Origin of the sequence: Shewanella sp. SM68, from assembly GCF_025653925.1 — a bacterium.
In the GTDB taxonomy this organism is placed as follows: domain Bacteria; phylum Pseudomonadota; class Gammaproteobacteria; order Enterobacterales; family Shewanellaceae; genus Shewanella; species Shewanella oncorhynchi.
Map to the genome: position 1 here is coordinate 40,026 of NZ_JAKKRU010000002.1, position 23,653 is coordinate 63,678.

Annotated in this window: 22 protein-coding genes and 7 tRNA genes; 9 read left to right on the forward strand and 20 right to left on the reverse strand. The window is 45.3% G+C overall.

The window, feature by feature from the left end; genetic code table 11:
- Positions 1–117 precede the first annotated feature (117 nt).
- Entirely contained in the window at positions 118–2,088 is a 1,971-nt protein-coding gene (gene ftsH, locus L5M40_RS03260) for an ATP-dependent zinc metalloprotease FtsH (RefSeq protein WP_263256234.1), read from the reverse strand.
- 29 nt (positions 2,089–2,117) lie between these two features.
- Positions 2,118–2,747 (reverse strand): 23S rRNA (uridine(2552)-2'-O)-methyltransferase RlmE, encoded by a 630-nt coding sequence (rlmE, locus tag L5M40_RS03265; RefSeq protein WP_006082724.1) that lies wholly within the window; start codon positions 2,745–2,747, stop codon positions 2,118–2,120.
- Between the two features lie 90 nt (positions 2,748–2,837).
- Here rlmE and yhbY point away from each other — a divergent pair, with 90 nt between their 5' ends.
- Positions 2,838–3,137 carry a ribosome assembly RNA-binding protein YhbY gene (gene yhbY, locus L5M40_RS03270; RefSeq protein ID WP_006082725.1) on the forward strand — a complete coding sequence of 100 codons (300 nt, stop codon included), beginning with the start codon at positions 2,838–2,840 and terminating at the stop codon, positions 3,135–3,137.
- A gap of 89 nt (positions 3,138–3,226) precedes the next feature.
- Here the strand turns inward: yhbY and secF are convergent, their stop codons facing one another.
- From secF to L5M40_RS03305, 7 genes are all read right to left on the reverse strand, one after another.
- Complete coding sequence (gene secF, locus L5M40_RS03275) at positions 3,227–4,129, reverse strand: protein translocase subunit SecF (protein WP_028761458.1); 903 nt, start codon at positions 4,127–4,129, stop codon at positions 3,227–3,229.
- Between the two features lie 2 nt (positions 4,130–4,131).
- Positions 4,132–5,946, reverse strand: coding sequence for a protein translocase subunit SecD (gene secD / locus L5M40_RS03280; protein WP_168822808.1), 1,815 nt, complete (start codon positions 5,944–5,946; stop codon positions 4,132–4,134).
- 226 nt (positions 5,947–6,172) lie between these two features.
- Entirely contained in the window at positions 6,173–6,766 is a 594-nt protein-coding gene (locus tag L5M40_RS03285; RefSeq protein WP_263256395.1) for a hypothetical protein, read from the reverse strand.
- 385 nt (positions 6,767–7,151) lie between these two features.
- Complete coding sequence (gene greA, locus L5M40_RS03290; protein WP_028761461.1) at positions 7,152–7,628, reverse strand: transcription elongation factor GreA; 477 nt, start codon at positions 7,626–7,628, stop codon at positions 7,152–7,154.
- 299 nt (positions 7,629–7,927) lie between these two features.
- Positions 7,928–8,746, reverse strand: coding sequence for a DUF4198 domain-containing protein (locus L5M40_RS03295; protein WP_263178958.1), 819 nt, complete (start codon positions 8,744–8,746; stop codon positions 7,928–7,930).
- 55 nt (positions 8,747–8,801) lie between these two features.
- Positions 8,802–9,314 carry a DUF2271 domain-containing protein gene (locus tag L5M40_RS03300; protein ID WP_105251693.1) on the reverse strand — a complete coding sequence of 171 codons (513 nt, stop codon included), beginning with the start codon at positions 9,312–9,314 and terminating at the stop codon, positions 8,802–8,804.
- Between the two features lie 16 nt (positions 9,315–9,330).
- Entirely contained in the window at positions 9,331–9,927 is a 597-nt protein-coding gene (locus tag L5M40_RS03305) for a PepSY-associated TM helix domain-containing protein (protein ID WP_212599331.1), read from the reverse strand.
- A gap of 470 nt (positions 9,928–10,397) precedes the next feature.
- On the opposite strand from L5M40_RS03305, the gene L5M40_RS03310 reads away from it, so the two are divergent.
- The gene (locus L5M40_RS03310) at positions 10,398–11,114 is read left to right on the forward strand and encodes a hypothetical protein (RefSeq protein ID WP_263256397.1); all 717 of its coding nucleotides are present in this window, start codon (positions 10,398–10,400) and stop codon (positions 11,112–11,114) included.
- Positions 11,115–11,320: 206 nt separating this feature from the next.
- On the opposite strand, the gene L5M40_RS03315 is transcribed toward L5M40_RS03310, so the two are convergent.
- The 10 genes from L5M40_RS03315 to L5M40_RS03360 all read right to left on the reverse strand — a co-directional run bounded on the left by L5M40_RS03315 (position 11,321) and on the right by L5M40_RS03360 (position 15,615).
- Positions 11,321–11,395: transfer RNA gene (locus L5M40_RS03315), tRNA-Gln, on the reverse strand.
- A 39-nt stretch (positions 11,396–11,434) separates the two neighbouring features.
- A tRNA-Leu gene (locus L5M40_RS03320) sits at positions 11,435–11,519 on the reverse strand.
- A 75-nt stretch (positions 11,520–11,594) separates the two neighbouring features.
- Positions 11,595–11,671: transfer RNA gene (locus tag L5M40_RS03325), tRNA-Met, on the reverse strand.
- A gap of 2 nt (positions 11,672–11,673) precedes the next feature.
- A tRNA-Gln gene (locus tag L5M40_RS03330) sits at positions 11,674–11,748 on the reverse strand.
- 23 nt (positions 11,749–11,771) lie between these two features.
- Positions 11,772–11,846, reverse strand: a tRNA-Gln gene (locus L5M40_RS03335).
- 60 nt (positions 11,847–11,906) lie between these two features.
- Positions 11,907–11,991, reverse strand: a tRNA-Leu gene (locus tag L5M40_RS03340).
- Between the two features lie 93 nt (positions 11,992–12,084).
- Positions 12,085–12,161: transfer RNA gene (locus tag L5M40_RS03345), tRNA-Met, on the reverse strand.
- 208 nt (positions 12,162–12,369) lie between these two features.
- Entirely contained in the window at positions 12,370–13,461 is a 1,092-nt protein-coding gene (ychF, locus tag L5M40_RS03350) for a redox-regulated ATPase YchF (protein ID WP_028761466.1), read from the reverse strand.
- 138 nt (positions 13,462–13,599) lie between these two features.
- On the reverse strand, positions 13,600–14,187 hold the full coding sequence (pth, locus tag L5M40_RS03355; protein ID WP_028761467.1) for an aminoacyl-tRNA hydrolase: 588 nt from the start codon (positions 14,185–14,187) through the stop codon (positions 13,600–13,602).
- A gap of 165 nt (positions 14,188–14,352) precedes the next feature.
- Entirely contained in the window at positions 14,353–15,615 is a 1,263-nt protein-coding gene (locus L5M40_RS03360) for an FAD-dependent monooxygenase (RefSeq protein WP_263256235.1), read from the reverse strand.
- A 377-nt stretch (positions 15,616–15,992) separates the two neighbouring features.
- On the opposite strand from L5M40_RS03360, the gene miaB reads away from it, so the two are divergent.
- The 7 genes from miaB (at position 15,993) to L5M40_RS03395 (ending at position 22,991) form a co-directional block, all read left to right on the forward strand.
- Positions 15,993–17,417 carry a tRNA (N6-isopentenyl adenosine(37)-C2)-methylthiotransferase MiaB gene (miaB, locus tag L5M40_RS03365; protein ID WP_006082739.1) on the forward strand — a complete coding sequence of 475 codons (1,425 nt, stop codon included), beginning with the start codon at positions 15,993–15,995 and terminating at the stop codon, positions 17,415–17,417.
- A 214-nt stretch (positions 17,418–17,631) separates the two neighbouring features.
- A complete protein-coding gene (locus L5M40_RS03370; RefSeq protein WP_028761469.1) occupies positions 17,632–18,681 on the forward strand; it encodes a PhoH family protein in 1,050 nt (349 codons plus the stop codon).
- Positions 18,671–19,132 (forward strand): rRNA maturation RNase YbeY, encoded by a 462-nt coding sequence (gene ybeY / locus L5M40_RS03375; protein WP_263256236.1) that lies wholly within the window; start codon positions 18,671–18,673, stop codon positions 19,130–19,132. The genes L5M40_RS03370 and ybeY overlap by 11 nt, the downstream gene beginning before the upstream one ends.
- A 40-nt stretch (positions 19,133–19,172) precedes the next feature.
- A complete protein-coding gene (corC, locus tag L5M40_RS03380; protein WP_006082742.1) occupies positions 19,173–20,048 on the forward strand; it encodes a CNNM family magnesium/cobalt transport protein CorC in 876 nt (291 codons plus the stop codon).
- Positions 20,049–20,054: 6 nt separating this feature from the next.
- Positions 20,055–21,629: an apolipoprotein N-acyltransferase gene (gene lnt / locus L5M40_RS03385; protein ID WP_263256238.1), complete on the forward strand. Its 1,575-nt coding sequence runs from the start codon at positions 20,055–20,057 to the stop codon at positions 21,627–21,629.
- 10 nt (positions 21,630–21,639) lie between these two features.
- On the forward strand, positions 21,640–22,143 hold the full coding sequence (locus L5M40_RS03390; protein WP_263256240.1) for a Tfp pilus assembly protein FimT/FimU: 504 nt from the start codon (positions 21,640–21,642) through the stop codon (positions 22,141–22,143).
- 188 nt (positions 22,144–22,331) lie between these two features.
- On the forward strand, positions 22,332–22,991 hold the full coding sequence (locus L5M40_RS03395; protein WP_263256242.1) for a class I SAM-dependent methyltransferase: 660 nt from the start codon (positions 22,332–22,334) through the stop codon (positions 22,989–22,991).
- A gap of 104 nt (positions 22,992–23,095) precedes the next feature.
- On the opposite strand, the gene L5M40_RS03400 is transcribed toward L5M40_RS03395, so the two are convergent.
- Positions 23,096–23,596, reverse strand: coding sequence for a zinc ribbon-containing protein (locus tag L5M40_RS03400; protein WP_028761474.1), 501 nt, complete (start codon positions 23,594–23,596; stop codon positions 23,096–23,098).
- Positions 23,597–23,653: the final 57 nt, after the last annotated feature.

Below are 23,653 nucleotides of genomic sequence, written 5' to 3' on the forward strand. Positions count from 1 at the left end.
AATGTCAGAAGATAAATATCAATGGTGGCAGAGAGTATCAATGACAGCGCAGTCAAATTGCTAACAAGGTAAAACAAGAAAACCCCTTTACGGGGTTTTCTTTGGTTTCACAACACATTACTTAGCTGGAGATTCATCAGGATCTTTCAGTTCTGGATCAGCAGGTGCAGTCACACTGTCTTCAGCTTTCGCTGCTGGTTCACCATGACCATTACCTTTATCGTTAGAACCATTGTCATCCACTTGCCAATCAGCAGGCTGACGCACTTCACGACGTTTCATTAAATCGTCAATTTGAAGTGAATCAATGGTTTCATACTTCATTAAAGCTTCTTTCATTGAGTGCAGAATATCGAGGTTATCCGTCAATATCTGTCTAGCTCTAGCGTAGTTTTTGTCGATAAAGACTTTTACTTCAGCATCGATAATGGTTGCAGTTTCATCAGACATCGCTTTAGCTTTACCCATGCTGCGACCTAAGAAGACTTCACCATCTTCTTCTGCATACAGCAATGGACCTAACTTGTCCGAGAAGCCCCACTGAGTCACCATGTTACGCGCAATAGATGTCGCGTATTTGATGTCCTGTGATGCGCCAGTCGACACTTTCTCTGTACCGTAGATAAGCTCTTCTGCTAAACGACCACCGTAGGCGACCGAAATTTGGCTTTCTAACTTACGACGGCTCTGGCTCACTGAGTCAGCTTCAGGTAAGAAGAAAGTCACACCTAAGGCACGGCCGCGAGGAATGATAGTCACCTTGTGCACAGGATCGTGCTCTGGTACTAAACAACCCACAATCGCATGGCCTGCTTCATGGTAAGCGGTCATTTCTTTTTCGGCTTCAGACATCACCATAGAACGGCGCTCAGCACCCATCATGATTTTATCTTTTGCACGCTCAAATTCTTCCATGCCTACAACTCGGCGATTTCCGCGAGCCGCAAACAGGGCAGCTTCGTTCACTAAGTTAGCTAAATCAGCACCCGAGAAACCTGGCGTACCACGAGCAATCACACTCGCCTTCACATCTTCAGAAAGCGGCACTTTACGCATATGCACTTTCAAAATCTGCTCACGACCACGCACGTCTGGTAAACCAACGACCACTTGACGGTCAAAACGACCCGGACGTAATAACGCAGAATCGAGTACGTCTGGACGGTTAGTTGCCGCGATAACAATAACGCCTTCATTACCTTCGAAGCCATCCATCTCAACCAGCATTTGGTTCAGTGTTTGCTCACGTTCATCATGACCACCACCTAAACCCGCGCCGCGTTGACGACCGACCGCATCGATTTCATCGATGAAGATAATACAAGGTGCCGACTTTTTCGCTTGTTCAAACATGTCACGCACACGGGATGCACCGACACCAACAAACATTTCCACGAAATCAGAACCTGAAATAGTGAAGAAAGGTACTTTAGATTCACCCGCAATGGCTTTCGCCAGCAAGGTTTTACCTGTACCTGGAGGACCCACCATAAGCACGCCCGTTGGAATTCGGCCGCCCAATTTTTGGAATTTAGTTGGGTCACGCAGGTAATCAACCAGCTCTTTCACTTCATCTTTTGCTTCGTCACAACCAGCAACATCGGCAAAAGTAGTTTTAATCTGATCTTCGCTCATCAGCTTGGCTTTGCTCTTACCAAAGGACATAGCGCCTTTGCCACCGCCGCCTTGCATCTGGCGCATGAAGAAAATCCATACCCCGATAAGCAATAACATTGGGAACCAAGAGATGAAGATTTGGGTAAGGAACCCTGACTCTTCGGCTTCTTGGCCCTTCATAGTGATGCCTTTACGATCAAGATCATTAATTAAATCTTGGTCATATAACGGCATGATAGTAGTGAATTTTTCACCAGTTCGTTTAGCACCTTCAATAGTACGTTGGTCGCTCTTAACTTCAACAGTTGCGACCTGTCCATCACGGACATTATCTAAGAAGGTAGAATAATCCATCTTCTGCGATGACGAAGAAGAGGGGGAGTAACCCTGAAACACTGACATCAGCACAACGGCGATGACAACCCAGAGTATTAGATTTTTTGCCATGTCACTCAAATTACTAGACCTCATTAAGTCTTGCGATTATTAACGCTAGGTTACTACAACTTGTACCCAGTCGCCACAAGATAGACTTCGCGGGAACGAGCCCGTGAAGAGTCTGGTTTACGTGTTTTAACGACTTTAAACACTGCTTTTACCGCTTTCATGTATTCGTCAAAGCCCTCCCCCTGAAAGACTTTTACCGCAAAACAGCCATTAGGAGCCAATACTTGATGGCACATATCTAACGCCAATTCCACTAAATACATGGCACGGGGCTGATCAACACTATCTGAACCACTCATGTTGGGTGCCATATCAGACAACACAACGTCAACTTTAGCATCACCGACGCGAGTAAGTAATGCTTGAAGGACTTTATCTTCACGAAAATCCCCTTGCAAAAAATCGACGCCGACGATGGGATCCATAGGCAAAATGTCACAGGCGATGACTTTACCTCTATCTCCCGCTAATTTAACTGCCACTTGAGACCAACCTCCCGGAGCAGCGCCGAGATCAACCACAGTCATGCCTGGGCGAATTAGTTGATCCTTTTGCTGGATCTCCTCAAGCTTAAACGCAGCGCGAGATCGCAAGCCCATTTTTTGGGCGAGTTTGACATAGTGATCATCAAAGTGTTCTAGCATCCAGCGATTAGAACTGGCCGTACGTTTTATACCTGACATTTAAAATCCGCAACAATTGAGAGTTACACAAAGGCTATATAAGGGTAGAATAGCCGTTTTTCAACAGTAACTCAGCAAAAGTTGGTAGAAATGAACTTAACAACCAAACAAAAACAGCATTTAAAAGGTCTAGCGCATCCGCTAAAGCCAGTGGTGCTGCTTGGTGCCAATGGATTGACTGAAGGTGTACTCGCTGAAATTGAAAGCGCACTCGCTTATCATGAACTGATTAAAGTGAAAGTAGCCTCTGCCGACAGAGAGCTAAAAAATGCCATCGTTGATGCCATAGTACGTGAAACTCAATCCGCAAAAGTGCAACTTATTGGTCATATTCTGGTGATTTATCGTCAATCACCAGAAATGAAAATTGCTTTGCCAAAGGCAAAGTAATTTTTCTTGATTTTATCGTGTTAACAAAAAGGCCATTCAATCGAGTGGCCTTTTTGTTTTCGCTGTTAATTTAAGCGATTGGCATAGCCCTAAGGTGTTTCAGAAATCACTTGTTCCTTATAATGCTCAGGCGTTAAGCCTAATAGCTCAGGCAATGAGGTACCAACTGAAATCGAAGAGAATGTGCCGGTTAATATACCGATAAACATTGCTATCGAAAATCCTTCCAGCGGTCCACCGCCCATGATCCACAGCGCACCGACCGTCATTAAGGTTGTCCCTGATGTCACCATAGTGCGAGAAAACGTCGCCACAATTGCTTGGTTGTTAATGTCTTGAATCGCAAGCTTTGGCTTAGCAATCAATAATTCACGAATGCGGTCAGCGATAATGATCGAATCATTTAAGGAATAACCTAAAATCGCCAGTACAGCCGCAAGTATCGTTAAATTAAACTCCATCTGAGTCAAGGCGAAAAATGCCAGCACGAACACTACGTCATGCACTAACGCGAATAGGGCACCCGATGCGAGTCGCCATTCGAAGCGATAACTTAAATAACCTAATATCGCCAGCATAGCGACTAACAGCGCTAAACCGCCCTGCTCTGCCAATTCTTGACCAATCTGCGGCCCGACAACACTGCTGTTAAGCACTTGCACTTCAGAGTTAAGCGGCGCTAATACCTGCTGAATATCGATATTACCTTGCTCTGTATCGGCACTCTTTATATCGGAATAGCGCAACACCCAACGTCCCGGCTCACTGGCGGAGACTACACTCACCTCTTGCTGATAAGCGGCATTAAGTAAAGGTTGCAATTCACTGCTGGTAATTTTTCTATCGATCTGCACTTCGGTGACGACACCGCCAGTAAAATCTAAGCCCCAGTTAAAACCTTTCACGCCTATTATGGTTAATGACACTAGCATCAACAAAATTGAGATAGCACTCGAAACATAACGCCATTTAGTTAGATTGATATTTTTCATGGTTATACCTTTACATGACGGCTAGCATCACGTCCATAAACTAAGTTGATCAAGGCCCTTGAAGCAAAGATACCGGTAAACATGCTGGTCAACAGACCTAGACCTAAGGTCAAGGCAAAACCTTGAATTGGACCATTACCTATGGAGTAAAGCACCACTGCAGTGATCATAGTGGTGAAGTTGGCGTCAAAAATAGTAGAAAACGCGCTATCAAACCCCGTATCAATTGCCAGCGCAAAACTGCGACCTTCCTTTAACTTGTCTTTTATTCGCTCGAAAATCAGTACGTTGGTATCAACCGCCATACCGACTGTTAACACCAAACCCGCAATCCCAGGTAAGGTCAACACAGCGCCAGGGATAAGCGCCAGTAAACCAAACAGGATCACCATATTGGAGATCAGCGCTATATTCGCCACCCAGCCGAGACGGCGATACCAAAGCGCCATAAACAGCAAGGTAATCCCCATCCCTAAACCAAGGGCCGCAAAACCGTTTTCAATGTTTTCAGCACCCAGCGTCGGGCCAATAGTGCGCTCTTCAACAATAGTCACTGGCGCCGTCATAGAGCCCGCTCGCAGTAACAGGGCTAATTGTTGTGCTTCTTGATAGGAGCCTGCACCCGTAATACGAAAACGATCTCCAAGTTGGGATTGAATCGTCGCAACACTGATAATCTCTTGTGTTTGCTTTGCCTTACCTTGCTCATCACGGCTGTATTCGCTGTAAGACGTCGCCATAGGTTTGCCGATATTGGTACGGGAAAACTCAGACATTTTCTGCCCGCCCACACGGTCAAGGTTAATGTTCACCTCCGCCATGCCCATCTCGCCTAAACTCGCCCTCGCATCGACAATATGATCGCCACCCAGTACTGGTGTGCGGCTCACATAAATAGGCTTACCAGACTTGTCATTGAGTACCATAGCATTAACGGAGCCAGATTCTTTAACCTCGAAAAAGGCCAGACTCGCCGTAGCACCGATAACGTTTTTAGCGGCGGCAGGATCTTGTACTCCAGGCAATTCAATCCGAATTCGATGCTCCCCTTGACGCTGCACTAAAGCTTCAGTGATACCGAGTTCTTCAATACGGCTGCGCATCACTTGTAAGTTTTGCTGCACAGTCAAATTACGCAGTTTCGTTTGCTCTTCTTGGCTCAACTTAATCAGTAAACCCGCGCCATCTGCATTGGATAGCTGCCAATGAGGATAGGACTCTTTCATCATTTGACGCACGGCAGCACGAGCATCATTATCGGGCAACGTCATGTTTAACTGATGACTTTGGTCCAAATGCACGCTAGCACCACGAATTTTCTGTTCACGGATGAATTGACGTAGCGAATCAACAAGCGTCTCGGCCTGAGTTTGATAAACAGGATCAATATCAACATCGAGTAAGAACTGTACGCCACCGCGCAAGTCGAGCCCGAGTTTAATCGGCTGAAAGCCTAAGTTTTGTAACCAACTTGGCGCCGCACTGGCAAGGGATAAAGTCAATTCTTTTGGCTCTGCAACCATAGAAGAGACTAAAGTTTTGACTAAGGTTTGTTGGTTATCCGCATCGAGGACAATTAAGGTTTCACCATTTTTTTGGTCGATACGTTTGACCGTCACGCCTTCAGCTTGCAGCTTATCTCGAAGGGCAATAGGTGTGAGCGTTAAACCCGCCTTCGCGCCCACCTGCACCGCAGCATCCTCACCGTAAAATGTCGGCAAGGCACTGAATAGCATCACGATAATAGTGACGATAAGCACTAAGTATTTCCAAGCTGAATAGTGATTTAGCAGCCGTTGATTGGGTTTTCTTTCCATGGGATTAACTCGCTATTTAACGCTCAGCATTTGAATCAAATCGCTAAGCGAACATATTGATATCAGTCCGAAACACGTAATTGAGTACCAGCGGCTAAGCTCGTAAGGCTCAAATCATCACTGCTTACTTAAGCAGCTATAAAAAGTTTCGGTGAGTACAAAAAGGCAACAGCATGAAAAATCGATAAGAGTAGGCTCCTATCAACGTCATGCCTAAATAGGCGAGTTAAGCGGCTTGTTGGCTAAATCGATATTGAAGATTTGAGACTTTCCAACCCGAAATTCGGGCGGGGGAAGAAACAGCAGAAAGCGTCCAATCTGATGTGATATCAAGATCGGTGGGTTCAACGACATTGGATGTCGGTTCGGCAGTAAAATCTACAGCGAGTACATATACTGGCTTGACCTCACGCACATCGTGCTGGGCAAGACTGATAAATCGCGGCGAATTTATCGGGGCAAAATCTAAGTCATCAGAATGACTTACATAGTCAGAGCTCGGACAAGGTGCTGGCTGTGATTCTAATTCTGAATTGACTAGATCGGTATCATGACTATTCGGTGAGCCGCAGCTTTCAACGGTTTGCGCATCAGACTGTGCATTAAATTGGGCATTGAGCTGTGCATTGTCTTGGGCGATAATATCGGCATCGGGTAAGCTTTGAGGCTCAGCGCTTCGCTTTGCATGGGGAGTAGAGCTATCAAGACTCACAGTATGCATCTGAGCATAATGGCGAGCTGCATCACTGCGCTGTACTGAGGGTTTTGGCGCATAACTAGCCGAGTGCGCAATCAACATGATCGCCACGCAAACTAACATCAATCCTGTACGCCAATGTTTGACCAAAGCGTGCCCTCTTATAAAACATTATCAAACTAAAGATGAACCTATTCACTGTTCGCTTTTGATGCTTAACTGTGGGTCCATAAAGTGAAACTCGCGCAAAAAAACAACATACACATTTCGCCAATGTTGATTTTGCTAGGATGGCAGCTTAGGTAAAAACCTACAAAGAGACAAATTAAACTTTGTCCATCTTACCCCGAATTCAACGCTGAAGCGCGATCGATATCCTTGGCTAAAGCCCTAAACTCAAGCCGTAAACAAACTTAATTCGCGTATAACAAAAAACCGCCCTAGGACGGTTTTAGCGATATCGCATGAGTCACGCTCACGACACTATAAGCAAAGTATTATAAGCAGATTATAAATACTGTACTGAGATGATTTCGTAATCTGTCATACCACCTGGCGTAGTAATAGACACTTCATCACCTTCATTTTTGCCGACTAAGCCACGAGCTATTGGTGAATTCACTGAAATCAGGTTTTCTTTAATATTCGCTTCGTCATCGCCGACTATGCGATAAGTCACTTCGACATCGGTATCAAGATTTAAAATAGTCACAGTGGCGCCAAAAATGATACGACCGTTATTCACCATCTTAGTGACGTCGATAATTTGCGCGTTAGATAACTTACCCTCAATATCACGGATACGTGCTTCACAAATACCTTGTTCCTCACGAGCCGCATGGTATTCCGCGTTTTCTTTCAAGTCGCCTAACTCTCTCGCTGAAGCAATTGCTTCAGTGATTTTAGGGCGACGGTCAAACTTGAGAATATCTAACTCTTTACGCAGCTGCTCTGCACCGACAACTGTCATAGGAACCTTAGTCATAACTTCTTTCGTCTCCTTTAAAACAAAAGCAACCCGTGCCAACGCTAAGGTCAACACAGTCAAATGAGGGTGGAATTGCGCTATTCTAATCGTTATGCGCTTTTGATGCACCAAGAACAATGCATTGACGCAGCTTACCCAACCTTAAGCAGAGTTACCAGTAATCAAATTCAAATCTGTATACCTAAGGAAATTTCGCACACGTTTTAGTACGAAATGAATACAAAAATGCCCACTCGCCATTTAGACCGTGGGCATTAGGACTCAAAGCAAAAACCTCAAATTAGAGGTTAACTCACTTATTCAAGCCCAGCCTCAAAGGTCAAAAAGATTTCGCTAACCGTTTTATCAGCAAGGGATTTATCTGCATTAGGGCGCTCAATTGCCGCATGTAAGAGATAACGTCCTGCTGAAGGTAAGATCATTGAAACTTTACCGTCTTTATCTGAGGTAAATTCGATTTCCTCTGGTTTGTTACGATATAAGCTACCGTCTTTCATAATGGCGACTTTAACGCCTTCAACGGGCTTACCATCGAAAACAAATTGCAGGGTAGCAGCTTCGTTCTCAACAATATCAGCAGGATGAGTCACAGGCACTAGTTCTAAATATTCCCCCTTAGGCTTTAACACTTCCTCAGTTGGCTTATTACGTGTGACATAGGTTTCAACCCGCGACACATTTAAAGAACTTTCAAGTTCATAGGCTCCCTTTGGCATAGCAGCAGTTGTGGCTTTTTTATCCATACGGCTGCGTACAACCCCTTCTTTTCCTTTAACTTTATATTGAGAAAAATAACGAGGTGAAACTTCTTTTTCAAACTTATAAGTGCCATCTTGCATCAGTTGCACATCAAACACCGACTTACGTCCGCCCGTATAACTTGAGCTTGGAGACGTTGGTTTTCCATTTGGTTGTAACACACGCACATCACTGGCACTAAAAGGTTTATCCATCATAAACACTTGATTGCTGGCAGACACATCTGAGGTAATCCACACAATTTCTTCACTTTCAGCCGAAACGTTGAAGTGGCTAGGTAAAATCCATCTGTCGTGGCTACTTGCCAATGGGCTAATACAAAGTGTGCCAAGTAATGCAATAAGACGTAATTTCATGCCTTTTCCTTAAGTTTAAAAATTAATATACGGGCTAAATATTTAATGGATTGACTCAACGAGCCATGCCGCTTAAGCGTATGTCGATAACGCCAGTTTCTGTCGTGGCGGGCAACTGCACAGAGAAATCTCCTGCAGCTAAATCGATATTTTGTCGTACAAGATCACGACCACCGTGTTCACGCACCACTTCAATAAATACAGTGTAAGTGGCAGGTTCAAGCACTTTTCCCGCCTCATCTTTTAAATCCCAATCGATTTTGTAATGACCAGCGGGACGTGTCGCAGATGCAATACCGTCAACAAAGCTCATATCTTCGCGTCCGGCTTTACGCCACCAACGACGGATATCTTTCAGCCATTTATGGCCTTCATCCCATACCCAAAGGCTTAAGGTTTTAACCGTTTGCCCCTTGGCATCCTCAACCCATACGGCCACATAAGGTCTGTGATATTGCCCTTCGGTAATTTCAGGCAAGGTTAAATCGACTGTCATTTTAGGCGTCGCAAACGCCACAGAACTGACAAACAAAGCACTCACCGCAATGGTGCGAATAAGATGACGCATACTCGGCCTACACTCCTTATGGAACAAAATAAACATACACAAGCCCGCAACTACTGCTGACGAGTACCATGTATAACAATGACTTTTTGAGGCGCTTGGTTTGAGGCAGCAACAAATAAGCCCCAGTGAGCGAAAATAAAATGATAAGCACAGCGCTGAGATCGAGTATCCAAGCCCAAGCTGTGCCTGTGTTACGGCCCTTATGCAAATCATTCACTACGGCAACGACACCGTAATCTAAGGTTTCGACATAGGCTTGCCCGTCGAGCAAGTCCAATGTCAGGCTGCGGTAAGTGCCGGGCCCTTTACTGACTAAACTAATTTCATCTTCATCGATATCGGCACTCGCCATATCCATAGCCCATTCACTTTTCAACCAATGACCCGCAGCCAGACGCCATTGTGAGTCTTGGGCATTAACGGGTAACAAATAGGCTGGGATTGGCACTTGTTCCCGCTTAGGTTCCTGATCAGCTTGAGAAAACCAATTAGGATGATTTAACGTTATACCTGTCACCGCAAAAAACAGCATCAGCAACAATAAAGCCATAGACACATAAACATGAATAATGCGGGCAAAGGACAAAGATGACTTACTGACTCTTAATTTCAATGATGCACTCTCAAAAACAAACCAAAGAGAAATACCTCCAGAGTCTGCTTTCCCTATGCAGCTAAAGATAGAAATGAGCTGCATTAAACTAATTTAATGCGCCGAGATTAAATGAGATCGATTATCAAACAGAACAAAGTTTACAAACTTTACATATTCAATACTGAAAAAGAAATTAAAAAGTAAGAAGAAAAATAAGTGCTAAAAATAAAGCACTTAGGGGTAAATCTGTTTTTAGCACTCAAAAACCATTACCTTCGATTAAATTAGCAGCAAATAATTTATTGTATCACCTGTAAATACCTTTCAAATTCATAAGGATAAAATCCAACATTTGGGTTAATTTTTTTGCTTAAAATTTACTTTGCCACCCTCTCGTTTACCTTATGCCAATCAGCTACAATCCGCCGCCGGCGACTTGCTGGTACTTCCAAGGAAATATCATCTTGAGTACATCTCTGCTCAAAAAAATGCGCTGCCTGCATATTGTGTGGCTCGCATTAATGCTCAACGCCTGCGTTGCACCACTATTATTAATGTCACCTCAAGGCCAGCTCATGTGGGCCCTGCTTAAACCCCTTGTCGGTTTAGATCCGAACGATGTCGGATTATTCGAACAACCGCTCATCAAAAACCGTATGCAGGAATTGCTGGGTAAAAATTACGATACCACCCTATCCCTGCTCAAAACGGCCGACAAGATCCAACAGGAAGGTCCACTCATCTACTTAGTGTCGACTTACACCCCTGTCCCCGAAATGGCCGAAAAAGCGGGTCTAGTTTGGAACTCAGACACCAACCAAATGGCAGTCATGCTGATGAAAGGCGGTGCACCCTTAGTGATTTCTGAGCAATTCAGTAATCAGGCAGAAAAACGGGTCCCTAGTTGGCCGAAGGAATTAGCCGACTATACCGATCCACAGAAGTTACAACAAAAAGCCTTAGAAGCGGGGGCAAATCAAGTACAGCAACAGTTAGCAATACCTGATGCAGTCAAAGCCGTTGCAACAGGTGATGTTAAAGCGGCTCAAGGTGCCGTTATTGATAGTGCGGTCACAGAGAATGCCGTCATTAAGAATGCTGCAATGCCAATCACTATCATTGAAGCAGCTGCAAAAGTCGCCGTTCCAGCGGCTCCAGCAGAAATAAAATCGCCACCCGTTGCTCCTGAAGTCAAAAAGCAATAAAACGGATCACCACAGTGTCAGCTCAAATGGCACTGTGGATTAACTTTGAAAATAGCTGAATTGCCACAACCAACGGGAATTATAGAAACAAGGGAAAGGCTGGACGGGCTAATTGAAGGGAAACTCAAAGCAAAATAGCGCTAAGCTGAAATTAGTTAAAAGTTAAAAAGCAAAAAGCCTGTCCGAAGACAGGCTTTTTAACTTTTTGGCTGGGGTACAAGGATTCGAACCTTGGGATGCCGAGATCAAAACCCGGTGCCTTACCACTTGGCGATACCCCAATAAACTTGTTTAATCTTCTATAGAAGATTGCATTTTGATGGTACGGGAAGAGAGACTTGAACTCTCACACCTCGCGGCACCAGAACCTAAATCTGGCGTGTCTACCAATTTCACCATTCCCGCATCAAAATGTACCAAAATTGTCTATTCAACAGTTTTGGATTTTTCTCTGAAAAATCACTTTAACAGAGCTAAATATGGTAGCAATGGCGGGACTTGAACCTGCGACCCCAGCATTATGAGTGCTGTGCTCTAACCAGCTGAGCTACATTGCCAATGGCTGGGGTACAAGGATTCGAACCTTGGAATGCCGAGATCAAAACCCGGTGCCTTACCACTTGGCGATACCCCAATCAACTTGGAAACTGAGAAAAATGGCTGGGGTACAAGGATTCGAACCTTGGAATGCCGAGATCAAAACCCGGTGCCTTACCACTTGGCGATACCCCAACTAACTCTGTTTCAAACATCCGCTATCGCCGATGTTTCTAAATTCATATATCTAAAAAATGGTACGGGAAGAGAGACTTGAACTCTCACACCTTGCGGCACCAGAACCTAAATCTGGCGTGTCTACCAATTTCACCATTCCCGCACAGCTTCATGTTTACATCGTGAAGAGATGCTAGCAATCAATGCTAGAGTAAATCGTGATTCATTTTATATAAGAAATTTATCTTAAATAAAATGGTAGCAATGGCGGGACTTGAACCTGCGACCCCAGCATTATGAGTGCTGTGCTCTAACCAGCTGAGCTACATTGCCACATCGATATTACGCGCCCCTCTCAGCGAGGAACGGGGCGTATTATGCTTATTCGAGGTATCTAGGTCAACAGCTTTTTTTCGCTATTTCCCTTAGGTTAAGCTGTTCGGCTATTACTTCACCAAACTGAGCAACAGATGTGCTAAATAACACCTTGTTGCTCATACTTAGCTTAATTTATCGAGACTTACAGCGTGAATAAGCTTTGCTATACGTTAAACAGGAAATGCATCACATCGCCATCTTTAACAATATAGGTTTTACCTTCCACGCGTAACTTACCGGCTTCTTTCGCGCCAGCTTCACCTTTGTGGGCAATAAAGTCATCAAATGCCATCACTTGGGCACGGATAAAACCGCGTTCAAAATCGGTATGGATAACGCCCGCCGCTTGCGGAGCACTCGCACCCACTGGCACAGTCCAAGCACGCACTTCTTTCACGCCTGCGGTGAAATAGGTTTGCAGATTCAGTAATTCATAACCTGCGCGGATCACACGATCTAAACCTGGTTCTTCGATACCCAGATCCGCCATAAACTCATCGCGCTCCTCGATTTCCATCTCGGCCAGTTCAGATTCAATCGCCGCACATACGGCAACAACGATAGCGTTTTCAGTGGCAGCAATGGCGCGAACGGCATCTAAGTGCGGGTTATTTTCAAAACCATCTTCCGCAACGTTAGCAATATACATGGTCGGTTTTAAGGTTAAGAAGTTCAGGTAAGCCACCGCTTCCAGCTCTTCTTTCGATAAATCCATTGAACGCAACATTTTAGCTTCGTCTAAAATGGGGCGCATTTTTTCTAATACTTCCACTTCAAACTTAGCGTCTTTATCGCCACCTTTAGCACGTTTCTGCTGACGCTGAACCGCACGCTCTAAACTGTCTAAGTCAGCTAACGCTAATTCAGTGTTGATGACTTCAATATCGCCAGCTGGATCAACCTTGTTAGCAACGTGAACAATGTTGTCATCATCAAAACAACGTACGACATGACCAATCGCATCGGTTTCACGGATGTTAGCGAGGAACTTGTTACCTAAGCCTTCACCTTTAGATGCGCCAGCCACAAGACCCGCAATATCCACGAATTCCATGGTGGTAGGTAACACACGTTGTGGATTCACAATCGCAGCTAACGCATCCAGACGTGGATCCGGCACAGGTACAACACCAGTGTTAGGTTCAATGGTACAAAACGGGAAGTTAGCCGCTTCGATGCCAGCCTTAGTTAACGCATTAAAAAGCGTTGATTTACCTACGTTAGGAAGACCAACAATGCCGCATTTAAAACCCATATGCTTACCTTTCTCTCGATTATTGGCTGACAAGTCACACTCATCAGCGAGGTTTAGTCGTCCTGCCCTATGGCAGCACATTACTGAATAATTAAATCACTTGAATCACTTGACACTGAGTCTCGCCAAAGGCAAAACCTACTCCGCTTTAAAGGAGTGTAATCTGTTCATGGCTTTCACCATGTCTTGTTTAAACAAAATTTCGGTAGAACGCACGGCTTCATCTATCGCCGCCTCGATAAGCTCTTGCTCTTTAGCAGGTGCTTTTCCCAGTACGTAACCACTCACTTGATTTTTATCACCGGGATGACCGATACCTAAGCGTAAACGGTAGAAGTTTTTATCGTTAGCCAGTTTAGCAATAATATCTTTCAGACCATTGTGGCCGCCATGACCGCCACCGAGCTTAAACTTAGCCACACCGGGCGGCAGATCGAGTTCATCGTGAGCGACCAGAATCTCTTCCGGCGTGATACGAAAAAAATTCGCCAAAGCGCCAACCGCTTTACCGCTTAAATTCATATAAGTCGTCGGGATCAATAAGCGGACATCTTTACCGTGCAATACGGCTCTGGCAGTCAAGCCAAAATACTTACTGTCAGCCACTAAAGTCACGCCGCAAATTCTCGCTAACTCAAGAACGTACCAAGCCCCCGCATTATGGCGAGTGTGTGCATATTCAGCACCTGGATTAGCCAGACCAACTATTAATTTTATTTCGCTCATGACACTCAATATCGTTATTTCGTCGATGACAGCCGCGCAAAGCGCCGACTGAACTGACCATACCAGCTAAAAACGCGGCATTTTAGCACTCAAACCCCAAGTCAACAAATGCCACGTCATCGCACAGGAGCAGAACACAAGGTCAGAACACAGAACAACAAAGCGTTAATTAAGTCCCATAGCATATTTAAGGACAGTCTTTTTGAGCGGGGAATTGATGTTTGCCAACTTTAACGCGCCATTACGCAGCAGCTTTATCGGCAGAATATCGTTGCTAAAACCGGCGTAAAACAAATCCATCGCCGTCATCATCAATTGATTATCGCGATAACGCTTGCGCTGATATTGGGCAAGCACTTCATTCGACCACCAGATATTATCTTGGGCTAATGCATCCTTTATTACCGCCAAAAATGCTTCGACATCCTTAAACCCAAGGTTCACCCCTTGGCCAGCGAGGGGATTAATGGTGTGGGCGGCATCGCCTAAAATCACCACATTATGACTATAGTAGCGCTGGGCATGGCGGCGAGTGAGGCCAAAACTGCCTTTATTCTCAACGGTAAAATCAGCGTCCAAACGCGCTGGGAAATGCACTCTTATCTGATCTGCAAGCTGTTTATTATTAAGCTGCATTAACTGTTTAATTCGATTGGCATCGTCGTACCACACCAGCGAAGCGTTATTGCCAGGTAAAGGTAATAATGAACGTGGCCCTTTGGGCGTAAACTGCTGCCAAGTCACATCCTGTTGCCCCTGTGCGGTGTTGATATTAATCAACATGGCCGATTGAGCGTAATCCCAACCCGAAATGCCAATTCCCGCCCATTGGCGTACCTGCGAGTGAGCACCATCGGCGCCAACCAACAACTTAGCGGTAAGTTTACTATTTGACTGTAAGTGCATGCTCACACCGTCGCTATCGCGGGCAAATGTCACCACTTTATCGGGACAATATAAGGTGATGCCAGCTAATTGTGTCATCTGTTGCCACAGGGCAAGTTGGATTAAACGGTTTTCGACTATATGACCTAAATGGCTGGCACCAATTTGCGAACTGTGGAATTGGGTGATGCAGCCATCGAGCTCCCAAGTTTCTAAGCCCAAATAAGGCACATTACGCATCTTGAGCAATGAGTCCAAGACGCCAAGACGTTCAAGCAGCGTTTCAGAAGCCACACTGATGGCCGAGACTCGCACATCTAATGGCTGTTCGGCTTGATAAGCCTCTGGCGTAAAAGATTCAATCACCGCCACTTGCAAACCCTGTTGGGCTAATCCAATTGCCGTCGCCGCACCAACCATGCCGCCGCCGACAAGAATGACATCGAACTCAGTACTTTCAGCATGAGTAACGTCAGCATGAGTCACGTTAGAATCTGTGGTGTCGGATATCATCTGTGCATGTGTATCTTCAATCTGGCTCATCCTACTTACCACCTTAGTTACGACCTTAGTTAGCACCTTTAAGCCCTTCTGTATTTCTGCTCAAGCGACTTTTCACAAACCCGCTCGATTATGCCTTATATCAAGATACCACGGAAATGTTGAGCGCATTTCGATTCGAAATCCGTGAAGACATAGGCATTCAAGCCCGAATAGTTTGCTGGAAATAATGAAAGCTCAACCTGTTAACAATATTAATCTTGCCCAAATGCAGCCGAACAATAAAAACCTAGCATTTGTGAGGGTATCACCCTTGTCAAAAGCCAACAGCTAAAAGTGTGGACAAAGCTGGTCAGCAGCCGTAACAGCAGGTAAAATGTCGCGCTATTTTTATTGGTCATCTTAGGGCGACACAACTGATGAGTAAGAAACTCCATATCAAGACTTGGGGCTGTCAAATGAATGAGTATGACTCATCCAAGATGGCTGATCTGTTAGGCGAATACCAAGGTTATACCTTGACTGAAGAAGCGTCTGAGGCAGACATTCTCCTGCTCAACACTTGTTCTATCCGCGAAAAAGCGCAAGAAAAAGTGTTCCATCAGCTAGGACGCTGGAAGACGCTTAAAGATAAAAATCCCAATTTGATTATTGGCGTGGGCGGCTGCGTTGCCTCACAAGAAGGCAAAGCCATTAAAGACAGAGCCCAATGTGTCGACATTATTTTCGGACCACAAACATTGCACCGTCTGCCCGAGATGATCGAGCAAGTGCGCCGTGGCGACAAAGCGGTTATCGATATCAGCTTCCCTGAAATCGAAAAATTCGACCGTCTGCCAGAGCCACGCGCCGAAGGCCCAACCGCGTTTGTGTCTATCATGGAAGGTTGCAGCAAATACTGCTCGTTCTGTGTTGTACCTTATACTCGCGGCGAAGAAGTCAGCCGTCCATCGGACGATATTATCCTTGAAATCGCCCAATTGGCGGAGCAAGGTGTGCGCGAAGTAAACTTGCTCGGCCAAAACGTGAATGCCTATCGCGGCGCAACTCACGATGGCGCAATTTGTACTTTTGCGGAATTACTGCGCTTCGTGGCAGCCATCGACGGTATCGACCGTATCCGCTTCACGACCAGTCATCCTATTGAATTTACACAAGATATCATCGACGTTTACGAAGATACCCCTGAGCTTGTAAGCTTCTTGCACTTGCCAGTGCAATCGGGTTCTGACCGTATTCTCACAGCGATGAAACGCGGCCATATGGCGATTGAATATAAGTCAATCATCCGCCGCCTGCGTAAAGCCCGTGAAGGGATTCAAATCAGCTCGGACTTTATCATTGGCTTCCCTGGCGAAACCAAAGAAGACTTTGCCGATACCATGAAGTTAATTGAAGACATAGGTTTCGACCACAGCTTCAGCTTTATCTATAGCGCACGTCCGGGCACGCCAGCGGCAGATTTACCCGATAACGTCGATATGGAAGAGAAAAAACAACGTCTGGCGATTCTGCAAGACCGCATCACCCAGCAAGCCATGCGCTACAGCCGCCACATGATGGGCACAGTGCAACGTATTCTGGTTGAAGGACCATCGGTGAAGAATCCTATGGAACTGCGCGGCCGTACTGAGAACAACCGAGTGGTGAACTTCGAAGGTCAGCCAAAACACATTGGTACTTTCGTGGATGTCGAAATCGTCGACGTTTACACTAACTCACTGCGTGGTGTCTTTATCCGCGGCGAAGATGAAATGGATCTACGTCGTAGCCTGCGTCCGGCTGAAATTCTAGCCAAGCGCAAGCAAGATGATGAACTGGGTGTGACTCAATTTAAGCCATAAGCTTTAAATCGGCTTAAACAGTACCGATATCAGTACCTATATAAAGAAGGGCGACTTAGTCGCCCTTTTGCTTTCACGCACTTTTGTTTAAGTCTACCGAGGCAATTGTTATTTTCCGTTAGCAATTATCGGCTATGGCTCGTAAACTAAAATTATCTTGCGATGGTTAACCAACCTCGTACCTTGCTTTCTTATTCGCTATTGGGAGTGCTATTTGTCCAGTAAATTAACTACCATGAATCTGTATCTCGAACCCGCAGAAACACGCCGTTTGGCTTCACTGTGCGGTCCATTCGATGACAATATCAAGCAGATAGAACGTCGCGTTGGCGTTGAAATCGTTCGTAAGAACAATCATTTCCAGATCACCGGACTGCCACGCAATTGTTTAAGCGCCAACAACTTACTCAAAGAACTCTACATCGAGACCCAAACGGTTAAAGGCAGCACGCCCGATCTTGAGCCTGAGCAAGTCCATATCGCTATTCAAGCAGCCATTGCCCTAGAGCAAGCAGACGCTAACGACGACAGCGGTATTAATATCAAAACCCGCCGCGGTGTCATTAAGCCACGCAATCCGAATCAAAGCTTGTATGTGGCCAATATTACGCGTCACGATATTACCTTCGGTATTGGTCCTGCAGGAACGGGCAAAACCTACCTTGCCGTAGCAGCGGCAGTAGATGCGTTAGAGCGCCAAGAAGTGCGCCGCATTCTGCTGACTCGCCCTGCAGTGGAAGCGGGTGAAAAACTCGGTTTCTTACCCGGTGACTTAAGTCAAAAGGTCGACCCTTATCTACGCCCCCTCTACGATGCCCTGTTCGAAATGCTTGGCTTTGAAAAAGTGGAACGCCTAATCGAGAAAAATGTGATTGAAGTGGCGCCGCTTGCCTATATGCGCGGTCGTACCTTGAACGATGCCTTTATTATTCTCGATGAAAGCCAAAACACCACAATCGAGCAGATGAAGATGTTCCTTACCCGTATCGGTTTCAATTCCCGTGCGGTGATCACAGGCGACATCACTCAAACCGACTTACCTAAACATCAAAAGTCAGGACTACGTCACGCGATTGAAGTGTTAAGCCAAGTCGAAGAAATCAGCTTTAACTTTTTTGTCTCCCAAGATGTAGTGCGCCATCCTGTGGTTGCCCGTATCGTTGAAGCCTATGAAGCCTTCGAGTTAAAAGAGCAAACATTAAAAGCCAAAAAAGAAAGCCAGTACCAAAAGCAACAGCAGGAAGCCGCAACACATGAGTCTTGAGTTAGCCTTAGATATTCAACATGCCAGCACCAGTGAGTGGCTACCAACGGACGAACAATTCGCCCTTTGGGTCACTACCGCAATTGGCAATAGCATGGATGAAGCTGAATTAACCATACGTATCGTCGATAGCCGCGAGAGCCAAATGCTCAACAATACCTATCGCGGTAAAGACAAACCGACCAATGTGCTGTCATTTCCCTTTGAAGCACCACCAGAAATTGAACTTCCTTTACTCGGAGATCTTGTCATTTGCGCGGCAGTCGTTGAAAATGAAGCCCGTGAACAACAAAAACCACTAGAAGCGCACTGGGCACACATGGTTGTACATGGTTGCTTGCATCTGCTAGGGTATGATCACATCGACGATGAAGAAGCCGAAGAGATGGAGTCATTAGAGACTCAACTCATTGAAAGATTAGGTTTTACTGACCCATATAAGGAACAATAATTAGCTAAGATAATCCCTATCAAAAGCTAATGAGAAAACTATGAGTGACGATATCCCCCCTAGTACGAACGCCCACAAGAAAGGTTGGTTTGATAGAGTAAGTCAGCTATTTCAGGGCGAACCTCAAAATCGCGAAGATCTAGTTGATGTGATTGATGGTGCCGAGCAGCGCGATTTGATCACCCAAGACACCCGCGAGATGATAAAAGGTGTATTAGACGTTTCTGATATGCGTGTTCGGGATATCATGATCCCAAGAGCTCAAATTGTCGCCCTCCAGATAGACAACTCGGTCGAAGAGTTACTTGCGACTGTGATTGGTTCAGGTCACTCGCGCTTCCCCGTCGTTAACGAAGATAAAGACCATATCGAAGGCATATTGCTTGCCAAAGATTTGATCCCTTACGGTTTCTCCAACAGTGATGAGCCCTTCTCACTGGATCGCGTGATCCGTCCCGCCGTGGTTGTGCCCGAAAGCAAACGCGTCGATGTTCTGCTAAAAGAATTCCGCTCTCAACGCTACCATATGGCGATTGTGGTTGATGAGTACGGCGGCGTATCGGGTCTTGTGACTATCGAAGATATTCTTGAAGAAATTGTCGGCGAGATTGAAGACGAATTCGACCACGATAGCACTGAAGAAACCGAGATCCGCAAAGTCGGTAACACGGTTTATATGGTTAAAGCTTTGACGCCAATCGAAGATTTCAACGAAGAATTCAACACTGAATTCAGCGATGAAGAGTTTGATACCGTCGGTGGCTTAGTCTCACACGCCTTTGGCCATCTGCCAGAACGTAACGAGAGCATCATCATTGAAGGCATAGAATTTAAAGTCATCAATGCTGACACTAGGCGTTTAATCCAACTCAGAGTTAAACTCCCCGATCCTAATACTGGCGAAGACGTAGAATAATCACTCGTGCTAAAAAAAATTCGGGCTTTTGCCCAACAACAGTCCCAACCTAGTGCTGTGAGACTCGTACTGGCATTTGCCCTTGGCGCCAGTACGGCGCTTTCATTTGCGCCTTATTCCATTTGGATAATCTATCCGTTTGCCATGGCTATTGCCCTCTGGCACAGCCGAACGCTGAGCGCTAAGGCAAGCTTTTACTATTGGTTAAGCTTTGGATTTGGCTGTTTTTCCGTAGGGATCAGCTGGGTTCACGTGAGCATGGATACCTTTGGTGGTATGCCGCTCATTGCCTCCGTTGGGTTAATGGCCTTGTTAGCCTTGTATTTAGCCTTGTATCCAGCGCTAACTGGTTTAGCGCTGGTTTGGTTAACTAAAACGCTGAGCCATAATGGTGAAAATCGATTTGGTCTTTGGCGTAATCTCGCCCTATTCCCCGCGTTATGGACCTTGACCGAATGGGCTCGTGGCTGGGTAATGACAGGCTTCCCTTGGTTATGGGCGGGTTACTCGCAAACTCAAGGGCCGCTAAAACCCCTTGCCAGCATCATAGGCACACTGGGAATAAGTTTTGTATTGGCCATGCTCGCTGGTGCATTAGCGCTTTGTTTTACTAAGCGTTATAAGAGTTTACTGCTTTTAGTGCCGCTCAGTATCCTGGCCGTTTGGGCTGCGCCTAAACTTTGGGAGATTCATCCTACGGGTGAAAATGTTAAAGTGGCACTGGTACAAGGCAATATTCCCCAAAGCATGAAGTGGGAACCCGATGCCCTGTGGCCGACGCTGTTAAAATACATGGATTTATCCCGCGAACATCTGGATGCCGATATCATTATTTGGCCAGAAGCAGCAATTCCAGCGCCAGAATCTATGGTGCAGGACTTTTTAGATAACGCCAATAAAGTCGCCAATCTAAACCATACCTCAATTATCACAGGCATTATTAGCCATCAAAACAATGAGTTCTATAATTCATTGATTGTGCTTGGTAATCATAATCAGAAACAACAAGCAGGCCCAGACTATGAGGGCGATGGTAGCAATCAATTTAAGAAACACCATCTGTTGCCAATTGGCGAGTTTGTCCCCTTTGAAGCGCTGCTGCGCCCGATAGCACCTTTCTTTAATTTGCCCATGTCGTCCTTTACGCGAGGCGAATATCAACAGCCTAATCTCAGCGCACTAGGCCATAAAATCGCGCCAGCAATTTGTTATGAAATAGCCTTTCCCGAACAGTTGCGCGACAACGTTAATCAAGGGACAGATATACTATTAACTGTCTCTAACGATGCATGGTTTGGTAGCTCAAATGGGCCATTACAGCATATGGAGATCGCTCAAATGCGCGCGGTTGAATTGGGTCGGCCTCTATTACGCGCAACCAACAATGGCGTGACAGCCATAGTCGATGAGCATGGCAATATCACAGCGTCATTGCCACAATTTGAAATAGGTGTGCTAAGTGCAACCATTCCATTAGTCACAGGGCAAACTTGGTTTGCAAAATTAGGCCAAATGCCCCTACTGATACTCTGTGGTTTAATCGTTCTGCTTGGTCTTGCCCGACGTTTTAAAGCGCAATAGGATTTAGGCCATGCATTACCAAGTCAATAAACAAGATGTGGCAGGTTTTACCTTAATTGAACTTGTCGTTGTGATTATTGTGCTTGGGATCTTGGCTGTGATCGCCGCGCCTAAATTTATCGGTTTAAGTAAAGAAGCGCGGGTACAAACCTTAAACCAAATACAGGCCAGCGTTAAAACAGCCAATATGCTAGCTTACTCAAAAACCCAAATGCCTAGCCTACTGAGCCAAGCGGTAGCTGGGCGCGATGATATTATTGATATCGACCTCAATGGTGATGGCACTCCAGATACACGATTAAAATGGGGTTACCTCGATAATACTGATGTGGGAAAATGGATCACCTCAGATGATAAACTTATCATTCAATATCAAGGCATTGATATCACTTATATAGGTTACGATCTTAACAACAATTCCTTAGTGAATGATGACCAATGCTATTTCCGCTACACCCAAGCCAGCGATGCCAACACTGCGCCTCAATATGATATCAACACCCAAGGTTGTTAGGCTGACACTCAGTTAACCTGTGTTATCCCGCAATTGTCTGCGAATACATTAGGCTGATTGCGCGTTCCACGTTAAGGTGAACGATTAGACGTGGCCTTATACCAATCACAGTAACTGTGTCTGCATAGCCAATATGATTGGTACCATTACCTCGTTCCTTAACCAAGGTACACAGTCAAGGCAACTCTATGGCACAGCTTCGCGTGCGCTACCAAACCCACGAATTTGGGGATCTCGACATTCATGTCAGAACTCTAAGAAATAACCAAGAATTTGAAGACATAGATGGCGAAGCTGAAAAGCTCGGTATTTCCTCCGCAACTTGGCCATTATTTGGCATAGTTTGGCCGTCTAGCCAAGTGCTATCCCATCATATGGCCGATTATCAAATTGATAATAAACGCATTCTTGAGGTTGGCTGCGGTATAGGGCTGGCAAGTCTAGTGCTAAACCACAGACATGCCGACATCACAGCAACCGACTATCACCCCGAGTCGGAAAATTTCCTTAAGCAAAATGTCGATTTAAATCATGGTCGTGCGATTCCGTTTGTTCGAACAGGGTGGGCAGATGCACAAACTAATTTAGGTTTATTTGACCTCATTATCGGCAGCGATCTTTTGTACGAACAAGAACATGCCGATCTCTTATCACAATTTATTGAGCAGCATGCTAAACCAATTTGTGATGTAGTCTTAGTCGATCCAGGCCGTGGTAATCATGCAAAATTCAGTAAACGTATGGTGACCTTAGGTTACGAACATACACAACATAAACCCATTCACACTGAATTTTTATTAGCGCCCTTTGGCGGTCAAATCCTCAACTACTCTCGTACCAACAATTGATACAACAGCCTAATTAATGCAGATATGAGCCATTTAGGTCTAATAGAACTCTAAAAAAAACGACGCAGAGGCGTCGTTTTAGCTGCATAACATCATCACCTTGATTAAGGCGTTAGCGGCTCGCGGGTAAATTCTTCATGATCACACTCTGGACAATCTGGGATGGGACTTGGAAATTCAATACTCATTTCATTGCCACAGTTAGTGCACACCATGATGCCCTGATTCACTATGTCACCACTCTTGTAGTAGCCTTGGTGCTTAAAATCTTGCGTTAACTCATGCCATTCTACTTGGCTGCGGTCGGTGATTTCACTGAGCCAATGCCAAAGCGTATTCTCTAAAGTAATCACGGTTGGGCTATGACTCAAACTATCCGCGTTCTGCTCACGGAGAAAACTCGTAATATCACGCTTTAAGAATTGTTCGACTAAAGCGAGTTCATCTTCCCCTGCCTGTTCTTTAAGACGTAAATACTCCTTACCTTGAGTGACAGAATTGAATAAGTTCTTTACAGTCATAGTGTTATCTTCTGCAAATTGAGATTTCACTTCGGTAATTAAGGCTTGATACAGTCCTAGTAACGCGTTACTTCTATCATTCATAACCAATACTCCTTCATACGAACCTTTTTAATGCATCGCTTCTAGTTTATTCTATGC

What these genes read in the sequence shown, in the direction of transcription:
- ftsH (WP_263256234.1), bottom strand. Translation starts at nt 2,088, where the DNA reads ATGAGGTCTAGTAATTTGAGTGACATGGCAAAAAATCTAATACTCTGG.
- rlmE (WP_006082724.1), bottom strand. Translation starts at nt 2,747, where the DNA reads ATGTCAGGTATAAAACGTACGGCCAGTTCTAATCGCTGGATGCTAGAA.
- yhbY (WP_006082725.1), top strand. Translation starts at nt 2,838, where the DNA reads ATGAACTTAACAACCAAACAAAAACAGCATTTAAAAGGTCTAGCGCAT.
- secF (WP_028761458.1), bottom strand. Translation starts at nt 4,129, where the DNA reads ATGAAAAATATCAATCTAACTAAATGGCGTTATGTTTCGAGTGCTATC.
- secD (WP_168822808.1), bottom strand. Translation starts at nt 5,946, where the DNA reads ATGGAAAGAAAACCCAATCAACGGCTGCTAAATCACTATTCAGCTTGG.
- L5M40_RS03285 (WP_263256395.1), bottom strand. Translation starts at nt 6,766, where the DNA reads ATGTTAGTTTGCGTGGCGATCATGTTGATTGCGCACTCGGCTAGTTAT.
- greA (WP_028761461.1), bottom strand. Translation starts at nt 7,628, where the DNA reads ATGACTAAGGTTCCTATGACAGTTGTCGGTGCAGAGCAGCTGCGTAAA.
- L5M40_RS03295 (WP_263178958.1), bottom strand. Translation starts at nt 8,746, where the DNA reads ATGAAATTACGTCTTATTGCATTACTTGGCACACTTTGTATTAGCCCA.
- L5M40_RS03300 (WP_105251693.1), bottom strand. Translation starts at nt 9,314, where the DNA reads ATGCGTCATCTTATTCGCACCATTGCGGTGAGTGCTTTGTTTGTCAGT.
- L5M40_RS03310 (WP_263256397.1), top strand. Translation starts at nt 10,398, where the DNA reads ATGCGCTGCCTGCATATTGTGTGGCTCGCATTAATGCTCAACGCCTGC.
- ychF (WP_028761466.1), bottom strand. Translation starts at nt 13,461, where the DNA reads ATGGGTTTTAAATGCGGCATTGTTGGTCTTCCTAACGTAGGTAAATCA.
- pth (WP_028761467.1), bottom strand. Translation starts at nt 14,187, where the DNA reads ATGAGCGAAATAAAATTAATAGTTGGTCTGGCTAATCCAGGTGCTGAA.
- L5M40_RS03360 (WP_263256235.1), bottom strand. Translation starts at nt 15,615, where the DNA reads ATGAGCCAGATTGAAGATACACATGCACAGATGATATCCGACACCACA.
- miaB (WP_006082739.1), top strand. Translation starts at nt 15,993, where the DNA reads ATGAGTAAGAAACTCCATATCAAGACTTGGGGCTGTCAAATGAATGAG.
- ybeY (WP_263256236.1), top strand. Translation starts at nt 18,671, where the DNA reads ATGAGTCTTGAGTTAGCCTTAGATATTCAACATGCCAGCACCAGTGAG.
- corC (WP_006082742.1), top strand. Translation starts at nt 19,173, where the DNA reads ATGAGTGACGATATCCCCCCTAGTACGAACGCCCACAAGAAAGGTTGG.
- L5M40_RS03390 (WP_263256240.1), top strand. Translation starts at nt 21,640, where the DNA reads ATGCATTACCAAGTCAATAAACAAGATGTGGCAGGTTTTACCTTAATT.
- L5M40_RS03395 (WP_263256242.1), top strand. Translation starts at nt 22,332, where the DNA reads ATGGCACAGCTTCGCGTGCGCTACCAAACCCACGAATTTGGGGATCTC.
- L5M40_RS03400 (WP_028761474.1), bottom strand. Translation starts at nt 23,596, where the DNA reads ATGAATGATAGAAGTAACGCGTTACTAGGACTGTATCAAGCCTTAATT.